The 12,510-nt window shown below is 35.6% G+C and carries 10 protein-coding genes; 2 read left to right on the top strand and 8 right to left on the bottom strand.

Translation table 11 applies throughout. The annotated features are described in order from the left end of the window. Positions 1 to 147 precede the first annotated feature (147 nt). The gene (gene rpsD / locus Q5Y73_RS04355) at positions 148 to 747 is read left to right on the top strand and encodes a 30S ribosomal protein S4 (protein ID WP_305990603.1); all 600 of its coding nucleotides are present in this window, start codon (positions 148 to 150) and stop codon (positions 745 to 747) included. Positions 748 to 805: 58 nt separating this feature from the next. Here rpsD and tyrS read toward each other — a convergent pair whose 3' ends face one another. Beyond that, positions 806 to 2,059, bottom strand: coding sequence for a tyrosine--tRNA ligase (gene tyrS, locus Q5Y73_RS04350; RefSeq protein ID WP_305990602.1), 1,254 nt, complete (start codon positions 2,057 to 2,059; stop codon positions 806 to 808). Between the two features lie 219 nt (positions 2,060 to 2,278). Between tyrS and Q5Y73_RS04345 the strand changes: the two genes are divergently transcribed. Next, positions 2,279 to 5,410, top strand: a complete 3,132-nt coding sequence (locus tag Q5Y73_RS04345) for a transglycosylase domain-containing protein (protein ID WP_305990601.1) — start codon at positions 2,279 to 2,281, stop codon at positions 5,408 to 5,410. Between the two features lie 84 nt (positions 5,411 to 5,494). On the opposite strand, the gene acsA is transcribed toward Q5Y73_RS04345, so the two are convergent. The 7 genes from acsA to ptsP all read right to left on the bottom strand — a co-directional run bounded on the left by acsA (position 5,495) and on the right by ptsP (position 12,444). Then, positions 5,495 to 7,219 (bottom strand): acetate--CoA ligase, encoded by a 1,725-nt coding sequence (gene acsA / locus Q5Y73_RS04340; protein ID WP_305990600.1) that lies wholly within the window; start codon positions 7,217 to 7,219, stop codon positions 5,495 to 5,497. A gap of 120 nt (positions 7,220 to 7,339) precedes the next feature. Further along, positions 7,340 to 8,056 carry a 5'-methylthioadenosine/adenosylhomocysteine nucleosidase gene (locus Q5Y73_RS04335; RefSeq protein WP_305990599.1) on the bottom strand — a complete coding sequence of 239 codons (717 nt, stop codon included), beginning with the start codon at positions 8,054 to 8,056 and terminating at the stop codon, positions 7,340 to 7,342. Further along, positions 8,053 to 9,060, bottom strand: coding sequence for a catabolite control protein A (gene ccpA, locus Q5Y73_RS04330; protein WP_305990598.1), 1,008 nt, complete (start codon positions 9,058 to 9,060; stop codon positions 8,053 to 8,055). Before ccpA ends, Q5Y73_RS04335 begins: the two co-directional genes overlap by 4 nt. A 198-nt stretch (positions 9,061 to 9,258) precedes the next feature. Then, complete coding sequence (locus Q5Y73_RS04325; protein WP_305990597.1) at positions 9,259 to 9,684, bottom strand: hypothetical protein; 426 nt, start codon at positions 9,682 to 9,684, stop codon at positions 9,259 to 9,261. 44 nt (positions 9,685 to 9,728) lie between these two features. After that, the gene (locus tag Q5Y73_RS04320) at positions 9,729 to 10,139 is read right to left on the bottom strand and encodes a VanZ family protein (RefSeq protein ID WP_305990596.1); all 411 of its coding nucleotides are present in this window, start codon (positions 10,137 to 10,139) and stop codon (positions 9,729 to 9,731) included. Positions 10,140 to 10,164: 25 nt separating this feature from the next. Continuing rightward, entirely contained in the window at positions 10,165 to 10,689 is a 525-nt protein-coding gene (locus Q5Y73_RS04315; protein ID WP_305990595.1) for a type 1 glutamine amidotransferase domain-containing protein, read from the bottom strand. A gap of 15 nt (positions 10,690 to 10,704) precedes the next feature. Continuing rightward, a complete protein-coding gene (ptsP, locus tag Q5Y73_RS04310) occupies positions 10,705 to 12,444 on the bottom strand; it encodes a phosphoenolpyruvate--protein phosphotransferase (protein WP_305990594.1) in 1,740 nt (579 codons plus the stop codon). Positions 12,445 to 12,510: the final 66 nt, after the last annotated feature.

The following is a 12,510-nucleotide window of genomic DNA, read 5'->3' as shown; positions in this document are numbered from 1 at the left end:
ACTAATTTTGTGGACGATGAACCGGCGGCTGAAGTGTTTGTCAATGTTTTAACCTCGCTATCCCTTTGGTTAAACTGCATAAAATTAGGCACAGACTGGAACCGACATATCAAAAATCAATTTAATTATAAAAGGAGTCAAAAATACATGGCACGTTACACAGGTCCAAAGTTTAAATTAAGTCGTCGCTTAGGAATTTCTTTAAGCGGTACAGGAAAAGAATTAAAAAGAGATTATCCACCAGGTCAACATGGTCCAAACCAAAGAAGAAAAATCAGCGGATACGGTTTACAGCTTCAAGAAAAGCAAAAACTTCGTCATATGTACGGATTAAACGAAAAACAATTCCGTAATTTGTTTGATAAAGCTTCTAAAATGCAAGGTATTTCTGGTGAAAACTTTATGATTTTATTAGAAGGCCGTTTAGATAATCTTGTATATCGTTTTGCATTATCTAATTCACGTGCAGGAGCTCGTCAATTAGTAGCTCATGGTCATGTAACTGTAAATGGTAAAAAAGTGGATATTCCATCTTACGCCGTAAAACCAGGTGACGTTATTGGTTTAAGAGAAAAAAGCAGAGGTTTAAAAGTCATCAAAGAATCATTAGAGAACAGCAATTTTGTGCCGGCTTATGTTGAATTTGATGAAAAAACAATGGAAGGTAAATATGTACGCTATCCAGAACGTGCGGAATTACCTCCTGAAATTAATGAACAACAAATCGTCGAGCTTTACAGTAGATAATTTAAAAACCCCTCAAATGAGGGGTTTTTTCTTTTTAAAATATGAACATCTTATTTTTTTACAAGCTTATTTTTGCAAATTTTCTTTTACCTACTTGAACAATATCACCATCATTCGGAGTTATCACCGCATTAACATCCGTAATCTTCTCTTCATTAATTCTTACGGCTCCTTGTGTAATGCTTCTTCTCGCCTCTCCATTTGAGCTTTGCAATTTTAATAATACTAATAAATTTATCAATCGCAGCGCACCGTTATCAAGCTCTTCTGTTGAGATATCAATAGTTGGAATGTCCTCAGGCAAGGCTCGCTTTTGAAAAACAGTTTTAAAACGTTCTTCTGCTTGATCAGCTTGTTCTTTGCCATAATACATCCTTACAAATGTATGAGCTAATTGCATTTTAGCATCTCTCGGATGGACTTCCCCACTTTCTAATCCCTTTTTCAACTTATCTAACGCTTCCAAAGAAATATCTGTTGCAAGTTCATAATACTTCACCATCAGTTCATCTGGAATAGACATTGATTTACCATAAATCTCACTTGGCTCCTCATTAATCCCAATATAATTATTTAAACTCTTACTCATTTTCTTTACGCCATCTAAACCTTCTATCAATGGAAGCATTACAGTTGCTTGTGTCTGAACGCCATACTCTTTTTGTAGTGTCCGTCCCATTAAAAGGTTGAATTTTTGATCTGTACCGCCAATCTCAATGTCACTTTGCAAAGCCACAGAATCATATCCTTGCATTAATGGATAGAAAAATTCATGGATGCTAATGGATTGACCCGAATTGTAACGCTTCGTAAAATCATCACGTTCTAACATACGAGCAACTGTCACTTTAGCAGAAAGTTCAACAACATCAGCAAAATTCAATGGTGAAAGCCATTCAGAATTAAAATAAACATCTATTTTATCCGGATCAAGCACTTTTACAAATTGCTCTTTATAGGATTGTGCGTTTTTCAATACATCTTCTTCTGTTAATTGTTTACGAGTTTCAGATTTCCCGGTAGGATCTCCGATACGACCTGTAAAATCTCCAATTATTAATTGAATCGTATGACCAAGCTCTTGAAATTGTCTAAGTTTATGTAAAACAACAGTATGTCCAATATGTATATCTGGTGCTGAAGGATCTACTCCCAGCTTTACTTTTAAAGGTTTTTTATTTACTACAGATTTAATGATTTTTTGCTTCAGCTCATCCTCAGGTACAATTTCTACTACTCCACGACGAATGACTTCTATTTGTCTAGTAACCTCTGTTTGTTGCTCTAATGAAAGCTCTTCCCACTTTGCCATGAACACGTTCCCTCCAATAAAATCCTACAAATAACAATTTTTTTTAAAAGTGCAACTTTTTTTCTTTTATGACGTAAAAAAGTTGTATTCTTTTGTTAGCAATTTCATTCTTTTATATCAAACAACCAAGTTAAAGTCAAACAAATCTATACTCTATTATGATGAATGTCAAACAAAAACCTTTATGCTATAATGGATTAGACCGGAGGGGGATCAAAAATGTCAAAGGAACAAAAAAATAAAAAAGACAAATCAAAAACAATATTAAAAAAATCTCTTATTATATCTTTACTTACATTAAAATGGATATTAATTACTGGCATTATATTTGGTATTTTAACAGGTGGGGTAGTTTTAGGTTACGTCACTTCTATAGTAAAGGATGAACCAGTACGCACATCAGAAGAAATGGTTGCAGAGGTTATGGAAAACAATGTCTCAGGTTTTGCCTATTTTAATGATGAGACATTAATCGGACAACTCCGTTCATCAGAAGATCGGAGAATGATTGAACTAAACGATATTCCACAAGTGATTCAAGACGCTTTTATAGCAACTGAAGACCAAAATTTTGAGAGTCACATTGGAATTGATATTAAAGGAATTACACGTGCTGTTAAACAGCAGGTATTTAATGAAACCATTCAAACAGGTGGCAGTACCATTACACAGCAGCTAGCTCGAAGAGTATTTTTGAATTTTGATCAAACGATTGATAGAAAAGTCAAAGAAATTATTCTTTCTGTACGAATGGAGCAAGTATTAACAAAAGATCAAATTTTAGAAGCGTATTTAAATAAAATAGGATTTGGAACGGGTTCAAGTGGATATCCTGTTTCTGGTGTAAAAGCAGCTGTACAAGGAATATTTGGACTTGAAGATTTGGAGCAGATCAATATTGCACAAGCTGCCTTCTTAGCTGGATTGCCTCAAAATCCAAATAAATATTCACCTTTTACTGGATATGGCGAATTTGATGAAGTAGGGTTTAATGCTGCAATAGAAAGACAAAGACATGTGCTTAATCGAATGGTAGATGCAAATAAAATTACACAAGAAGAATATGAAGAGGCATTCAGCTTTGATCTCAAGGCATCACTAGCTGAGCCTACTGAAAAAGCATACACGACTTATCCGTATCTTATGATTGAAATTGAACGAAGAGCAGCAGAAGTTTTAATCAAACAAGAAAGTCCTGATTTGTCACAGGAGGAATTAGCAGTACTTGTTGAGGAATACCGTGAGAAAATCATCAACGGTGGATATAAAATTTATACAACTATTGACCAAACGATTTATGATGCCATGCAAGAGATAGCTCAAAACCCAGAAAATTTCGTGCCTGACAATGAAAATGGTGTTGAACAAACGGGTGCGGTGATGATTGATAATAAAACGGGTGCTATATTAGGTATGATTGAAGGAAGAGGGTATGAAATAGAAGAATATAATCATGCCACACAAATGACACGACAACCAGGTTCAGCTATGAAACCAGTGGGCGCATATTTGCCAGCAATTGAATCTGGAGACATTCAACCTGCTTCTATCCTAGATGATATTCCTTTAATATTACCAGACTGGAGCAAGGGAGCTCACCTTCCTCAAAACTGGGATAACAAGTATCATGGATTGATGACTGCTCGTGAAGCATTAAATGAATCATACAATATTCCAGCCATTTATATTTATAGAGATGTGGTAGGTATTGACAACGCATTGGACTTTGTTGAGCAATTAGGAATCACAACCTTAACAGAAGAGGACAGAAATGCACAAACGGGCGTTATTGGTGGATTGGCTTATGGTACTACCGTAGAAGAAATGACGAATGCATATTCTAGTATTGCAAACTACGGTGAGTTTAACGACGCATTTTTAATCGAAAAGATCGTAGATAAACATGGGAATATCGAATATGAACATCAAAGTGCTCCTGAAAGGCTATTTTCAGAGCAAGCAGCATTTCTAGTCACAGACATGTTGAGAACAGCTGTTTCTGAAGGTGCTTCAGGTAGTGAAATCAGGAATGGTTTTCAGAATTATGGAAACATCCCGATTGTAGGTAAAACAGGAACAACAAATTTTAGTCGTGACGTATGGTTTTTAGGATATTCTCCTGACGTTACACTCGGTGTTTGGGCAGGTTACGATCAAAATGGATCACTGTATTTTGGTTATGGTCACGAACTGAACGGTACTGGCAGAGCTAAGGAAATCTGGGCAAAGGTTATGGATAAAACGATTGAATTAAAACCTGAGCTTTTTGCTACTCCTGAGTTTTATCAGCCAGAAGGTTTAGTAAGGAAAACAGTTTCAAGCAAATCTGGCCTTATTCCATCTGAATTAACCAAACAAGCAGGTTTTACAACGACGGATTGGTTTGATACGAAATATGTTCCTACTCAAATGGACGATAGTTTATCAGAATCACCTATAATTAGCTATAATGATATAAATTATATTCCTCTTGCTTCAACACCTGAGGATATGATTGAATCTAAGATCGTTGTAAATAGAAGTACTTCTCTAAAGGAACTTTATGAGGATATAGATACAATTTTAAAAGGATATGCAAGTAGCCAGACACCTAAAAAAAGCAACGGATATCCTATGAGGCTTGAAGATTTTTATCCTCAGGATATGGATTCAACCGCACCGATTACTGAAGATCCTAGGGTTGATGATGGTGAAGATCCTAAAAAACCAATCAATGTTAGATTAGAGCAAAAGGATGGCATTAATGTCATTACTTTTGACCATAGTCCAAGTGAAGACGTTGTTGGATATCGTTTCTTCCGTAATAACGGCACTGGATATACTTTTGCAAAAACGATTCGTTATGATGATGAATTAAAAGCGATAGATTATGTAAGTGCATCTAATGATTATTTCTATTATGTTGTTGCTGTTGATGTTGCAGGTAATATTTCAGAGCCAGCGGAAGTTAAATCAAATAATGAGACTGAGGCACCTGAAATTCCTAATGAAGAAGAAAACAACGATGATGAAAATACAGGCGATACAGAAGGTAATAATGAGGACTCAGAACCTGAAACAAATCCCGGTAACATTGGATTTTTACCTACAGTACCTACCAATGTAACTGCTGTGAAAGATGATTTAACTGTGAAAATAACATGGAGCTCTAACTCAATCAACGACAAAGTGTTATATTATGAGATCTTTTACAGTGAAGAAGAAGATGGGGAGTATCAGTTCCTAGATAAAGCCAATAAAAATTCATATGCAAATATCAGCCTAATTGAAGATGGATGGTATAAAATTAGTGCAGTGAATAAAACCGGTGCGTCAGCCCTATCTGAACCAGTAGAGGTAATCGTAGAGTAATAATTTATCATAAAAAATAAATCACCGAAAAACCCCAATCGAACTTTGATGAATTCGATTGGGGTTTTATATTCTCTTTTAAAATTAATCTTCAATTGTAGACAAATCTCCTGTTGGAAGGTTTAATTCCCAAGCCTTTAAGACCCTTCTCATAATTTTACCACTTCTAGTTTTAGGAAGTTTATCCTTAAATTCAATTTCACGAGGTGACGCATGCGCTGATAGCCCTTTTTTTACGAATAGTGAGATCTCTTCCTTTAACTTCTGTGATGGCTCAAATCCTTTTCTTAAAGAGATATAAGCTTTAATGATTTCTCCCCTTACAGGATCAGGTATTCCGATTACACCCGCCTCTGCTACAGCTGGATGCTCAACCAACTTACTTTCTACTTCAAATGGCCCTACTCTTTCACCCGAAGTATTAATCACATCATCAATTCTTCCTTGAAACCAGAAATATCCATCTTCATCTCGATAAGCAGAATCCCCAGATATGTACCAACCAGGAATTCTAAAATATTCTTCATACTTAGCTTCATTTTTCCATATTTTTCTCATCATAGAGGGCCACGGCGTTTTAATAGCTAAGTTCCCCATATGAAATGGCGGCACTTCATTTCCTTGATCATCAATGATTGCTGCTTCAACTCCAGGTATAGGTTTACCCATTGAACCAGGTTTAATCTCCATTCGAGGATAATTACATATTAATTGTCCCCCTGTTTCAGTCATCCACCAAGTATCATGTATACGTTGATTGTACACCTTCAATCCCCATCGAATCACTTCTGGATTTAAAGGCTCTCCTACACTTAATACATGTCGCAAACTTGATAAATCAAATTGTCCTACAACATCATCCCCTGCTCCCATCAACATACGAAATGCAGTTGGAGCACTATACCATACAGTAATACTATATTTTTGAATCGTCTCATACCAGTCTTGTGGACTAAATCTGCCGCCTCTAATGACATTTGAAGCACCATTCAACCAAGGAGCAAAAATACCATAAGAAGTGCCTGTAACCCAGCCTGGGTCCGCTGTACACCAATAAATATCATCTTCCTGCAAGTCCAAAACAATTTTACCTGTATAATAGTGTTGAATCATGGCATGGTGTGCATGAAATACACCTTTAGGTTTACCCGTGGAACCAGAAGTATAGTGAATGATCATACCATCTTCAAGATCTACCCATTCTATTTCTAAGTTTTCAGAAGCTTTAGACATTTCTTGATTGAAATCAACCTCTCCGTCTGATAGTGAGATATTCTCACCAACTAAAACGATATGTTTTAAATTTGGAAGTTCTTCTTTTGGAATTCTATGAAGTAATTCTGGAGTGGTTATAACTGCAATAGCTTCGCTATCTTCCAATCGATCTTTTACCGCAGTTTCCATAAAAGCTTCGAACAAAGGACCAACAATCGCTCCAATTTTTATAGCTCCAAGCAATACAAAATATAGCTCTGGAGTTCGCGGCATAAAGATAAATACCCGCTCTCCTTTATGGATACCTAAACTTTTTAATATATTGCCTGCTTGATTGGATTTATTTTTCATATCAGCAAAGGTATAAGACTCATCACGCACAGGGTCGCTATAATATAAGGCGACTTTATCCTTTAGATTCGATTCTGCATGTCTATCAATAGCCTCATGTGCCATATTCACCTTTCCAGAATCATACCAGGAAAAATCCCTTTTGATTTGCTCCCATTCAAAACCTGAACGAAAAGTTTCATAGTCTTGTAGATTTGCTTTAGAAGCTACCACTTCAAGCTTTTCTTCATTCATTTTCCCCATAATTCCCCTCCTATATCGATAACTATATTGTAAGTGCTTCCATAAAAATATATGAAAACAAAGGAATACAATGAATATTTTATGACAATTTCATTATACCATAAGAAAAAAGAAAAACCCTCACATTTGATGAGGGTTAATGTTTTTCAACATTTGCTCTACGATTTGATAGGAATGTTGAGAGGCTTGTACAACAAACTCTGCAAAGTTTACATCTGCTGAACCATCTGCTTTGTCAGACATGGAACGAATAATCACAAATGGGACTTCATTCATCGAACAAACCTGTGCTACAGCAGCACCTTCCATTTCTGTACAATCTCCATCCATTTGTTTATGTAATTGCTGAACAACTTCACGATCTGCAATAAACTGATCACCTGACAAAATTCTCCCTTTGCGAGTACGATTATGAAAGCTCTTTTCACTTGCTTGAAAAGCTGCTTTAATTAAATCATCGTCTGCTTTAAAAATAGAGGTTTTATCATAAGGAATGGTACCTCTAGAAAATCCAAGTGGTGACGCATCCATATCATGATGCATGCAATCCGTGGAAATCACGATATCGCCAATTTGCAAGTCTGGATGAAGTGCACCTGCAACACCCGTAAAAATGACTGCATTTATTTCAAAATGATCAATTAAAATTTGTGAGCATACTGCAGCATTAACTTTACCTACACCCGATTTACATAGTACGACCTCTGTATCATAAAAAAATCCTTCATAAAATCGAATTCCAGCTTTTTCAATCGTTTTCACATCATCTATATGATCTAGAAATCGCTTGATTTCTTCATCCATTGCACCGATCAAACCTATTTTTCTGTAACTCATGATAAACTTGCAACACTTTCTCTTTGGATCAACTCATGAGGCAATATGATTTGTGATTGTTCAATCTCTTCATTGACCATAAGTTTTGTCAATAGCCTCATGGATACCGCACCAATATCATACATAGGCTGAGCTACCGTTGTAAGCAAAGGTCTTACCATGGATGCCATTCTAATGTTGTCAACACTAATGACCGAAATATCTTCTGGCACTTTTAGCCCTTCATCTTGAATCGCATGGATTGCACCGATAGCCATCTCATCAGTCACTGCAAAAACTGCACTAGGTTTTCTCTCTGTTTGTAAAAATTGCTTCATACTTTCTAAACCAGATTCATATCTGAAGTTGCCAACTCGAATAAGATCTTCATTCAACGTTAGCCCAGCGTCCTCCATTGCTTTTTTGTATCCTTGATATCTTGCAAAACCTTTTGCTAAATCTTCAAAATTCCCCCCGATCAAAGCAATGTCACGATGACCTGCATTAATTAAAGATTGAACTGCATCGTAAGCTGCTTTTTCATGATCGATATCGACAGATGGAATCTTCTCGGATTCTTCTTTTGTTCCGCATAACACAATCGGCACACTAGCCGTTTTAAAAGCTTGGATGTGGTCTTCCGATACTGTCCCCCCCATGAACAACAATCCATCAACTTGTTTTTCCAACAACGTATTAATTACTTGAATTTCTTTCTCTTTTTTCTTATCAGAATTACATAAGATAATATTGTAACGATACATGTTTGCAATATCCTCAACGCCTCTAGCAACCTCTGAAAATATTGTGTTTGAGATATCGGGAATCACAACTCCTACCGTGGTAGTTTTTTTGCTGGCCAATCCTCTAGCTACTGCATTTGGACGATATCCCAGCTTTTCTATAGCATCAAACACTTTTTTACGAGTTTGCGGTTTCACATTTGGGTTATTATTAACTACTCTAGATACAGTGGCCATTGACACACCTGATTCTCTTGCTACATCATAAATTGTTACTGTCACTTTTCTCTCTCCAATTGTCATATTTTATAGTTATCATACGATATTATATTCTTGTTGTAAACTTTCCTCAAAATCCTATATGAATCATATATGGCAAGTTTAATTTTCTAGACACATAATATCACATAAAACATAGAGAAAAAAAAGAAAAAATTAATCTATAGATTAATTTTTTCAACACATCATACATCATATATTTTATATTTTATAAATTTCTTCATTATGGATAATTTTATTAGAAATTTGCAATAAACGTTTCTCTGTTTCTTGAACCCACTTGGAATCATTTAAGGATTGTGCGAGTAATAACATATCAAGAAGCTCATTAACACGTTGTTCAATGATATTATCAATAGGCACATCCAAAGACTCATGATCTGAGCTTACATATAGGAGATGAGCAAATTCATTCATATCATTAAAATAGATTACTTCTTCCGAAATAGAATGTCCTATCTTTTTTATGAGTTCCGTTAATTCTTCTTTAACGTCCAATAATATTTCACTCGCTTTACACTCTTCGCAAGAATAGATTGGGACATTTTTTATTTTGATTTTTTTTGAATATTTAACCGTTCTTAACTGAACACTCATTATATTTTTGCACTTACATTCTTTTTGCAAACCAATCACTCCCTATGCGTCAATATTTCGACACTTGATTTGCATTATCCTGTTTTTTTATCATAGTATATTTTGGAAGATAACAGCTTAGAAACCACACTTCTAAAGGGAGGAATAGAAATGAATATCATTCCAAAAGCAGCACCCAACGTATCATTTCGAATATCCAACAACTGAGGAGTTCTACCTGGTATGTAAGATTGATGAATTTCATCTGAAATTCCATATAACAAACATAAACTTACTACAAGGGATTTTCCTTTAAAAGAGTTGTATTTTTCTCCCAGTGCCATAAACAATAACCATGAAAGAATAAAATAAGCTACAAGATGTCCCCAATTAAAGCTGCTCATTGCAGGAAACCATCTTTGAAAAAAAGGTAAAAAAGAATGAAGCTCGCTACCCTGTTGATGAGAAAGGTAGAATATGACAATCATCCATAAAACAGCAGGCATCCACCTTAATGCTAACCCTACGCGTTTATTTTTCAGAAAGGACACGAATAAATTCCTTTGTAAAGTTTGGTAAATCAGGTGGTCTCCGACCAGAAACAATATGACGATCTACAACAACTTCTTGATCGATCCAAGTTGCGCCTGCATTTTCTAAATCGTCCTTAATACCTGGGGTGGATGTCATCGTAAATCCTTCGCATATTTTTGCTGAAACGAGTACCCATCCACCATGACAAATATGAGCGATTGGTTTTTCAGATTGATGAATTTCTCGGGTCAAACGCAATACATCTTCATATCTTCTTAATTTATCAGGTGCCCACCCTCCAGTTACATACAAGCCTATATAATCCTTAGAATCAACTTCGTCAAAAGCCTTCTCCGTAGTGATGGGTACCCCATATTTACCAATATAGGTTTCATTGGCTTTAGGACCTACTAAATCAACCTGCAATCCAGCTTCTCTCATACGCAACACAGGATACCACAGCTCTAAATCTTCAAATTCCTTTTCAACAAAAGCCAATACTTTCTTTCCTTGTAAATTCAAAATAAACCCTCCTTGTTAATGAGATATGTTCGTATTTATATGATGATTCATCTTTTCAACTAATGCAATAACTTCACTACTTGTTTTACATTTTAATATATGATCAATCAATTGTTTGCAATCTGCTTCATTTATGGATAAAATCCTCTCTTTTACTTGCAGCATGGATTGTGACGACATACTTAACTTATGTACTCCCAATCCAATAAAAATTGGAGTTGCATTTGCATCCCCCGCCATTTCTCCACAAACACTTATATCGATATGCTTTGCTTTTGCTGCATCTACAGTTTGCTTGAGCATTCGTATAACCGCAGGATGAAAGGGTTCATAAAAATCAGCGATATGTTCATTCATACGATCCACAGCCAACACGTATTGTATGAGATCATTTGTTCCAATACTGAAAAAATCAACTTCTTGGGCTAATACATCTGCAATAGCAACTGCAGCAGGAACTTCAATCATGATTCCAACCTCTAAGTTTTGATTGAATTCAAATCCTTTTTGTAATAGCTCATCTTTAGCTTGCTCTAATATTTGATTTGCTTTTCGAATTTCTTCTACAGATGAGATCATAGGATACATAATTTTAATATTACGATTTGCACTTGCTCTTAGTATCGCTTTTAATTGGGTTTTGAATATTTCTTTTTGATCCAATAAAAAACGAATGGCACGGTATCCCAAAAAAGGATTGTCCTCTTCTGGAAATGTGAGATAATCTAATTGTTTATCTCCACCTATATCTAGTGTACGAATAATAATGGGTTTATTGCCAAGTTTCTGAGCTACTTCCTTATATGCTATAAACTGCTCTTCTTCAGTTGGGAAATGATCACGATCCATGTACAAATATTCACTTCGAAATAAACCGACACCTGATGCATCATAGGTTAGCGCATAATCCACTTCATTTTGCGAGTTAATATTCACAGCTAAATGGACTTCTTTACCGTCCAAAGTTATAGCAGGCACATTAATGATTTTTTGTAGATTTTCTTGTCTTTCTAACCATTTTTGTTTCTTAAGATCATAAACTTGTACGATTTCTTGGTTTGGATTAACATATACAGTACCTTCATCCCCATCTAACACAATGATATCACCGGTTTCAATGGAACTTTCAAACTTACCTTCTAAACCTAATACAGAAGGAATTCCTAAAGCACGTGCCATGATTGCAGAGTGAGAGGTTTTTCCTCCTGCCATCGTTAGAATACCTTCAACATGAGAAGGATTTAAATGAGCAAGTTGTGAAGGCGATAGCTCTTTAGCAACTAAAATGAAAGGTTGGTTATCCTGCGGTAAAGTGACCTCAGGAGTTCCTAACAAATGCTTCAGCAAACGATTACCAACATCTTTAATATCCAAAGCTCGTTCTCGCATGTATTCATCATCCAACAGATCAAACATATTGGTGAAATGATCCATCGCTTCTTTAACAGCTACTTCTGCTGCTTTATATTGACGTTTTATAATTCCTTGTATTTCATCCATAAAAACTGGATCATCTAAAATAGCTAGATGAACATCAAATATTTTTGATTCTTCACTGCCAATCACTTCATTGAATTCTTTTTTTATGTTTGAGATTTCATGTTTAGATATTTGAATACCTTCAGACAACCTCTCAAATTCTTTAGCAAAATCAGTGACACTAATATTCTCATCATTTAAGTCCCAGTTCCAAGAAGGAAGAACGAAAGCTCTGCCTATAGCGATACCAGAAGATGCTGCTATTCCTTTAACCAATGTTTTCCCCACCTTCCTACTATATTGATGGTAAATCCTTATCGATATTTTGTCAAAAAAAAATCT

This window comes from Chengkuizengella axinellae (genome assembly GCF_030730905.1).
GTDB lineage: Bacteria > Bacillota > Bacilli > Paenibacillales > KCTC-33759 > Chengkuizengella > Chengkuizengella axinellae.
Note: the sequence above shows the minus strand (reverse complement) of the source record. Positions and strands in the feature narration are given on the sequence as shown.

What these genes read in the sequence shown, in the direction of transcription:
- rpsD (WP_305990603.1), top strand. Translation starts at nt 148, where the DNA reads ATGGCACGTTACACAGGTCCAAAGTTTAAATTAAGTCGTCGCTTAGGA.
- tyrS (WP_305990602.1), bottom strand. Translation starts at nt 2,059, where the DNA reads ATGGCAAAGTGGGAAGAGCTTTCATTAGAGCAACAAACAGAGGTTACT.
- Q5Y73_RS04345 (WP_305990601.1), top strand. Translation starts at nt 2,279, where the DNA reads ATGTCAAAGGAACAAAAAAATAAAAAAGACAAATCAAAAACAATATTA.
- acsA (WP_305990600.1), bottom strand. Translation starts at nt 7,219, where the DNA reads ATGGGGAAAATGAATGAAGAAAAGCTTGAAGTGGTAGCTTCTAAAGCA.
- Q5Y73_RS04335 (WP_305990599.1), bottom strand. Translation starts at nt 8,056, where the DNA reads ATGAGTTACAGAAAAATAGGTTTGATCGGTGCAATGGATGAAGAAATC.
- Q5Y73_RS04320 (WP_305990596.1), bottom strand. Translation starts at nt 10,139, where the DNA reads ATGCCTGCTGTTTTATGGATGATTGTCATATTCTACCTTTCTCATCAA.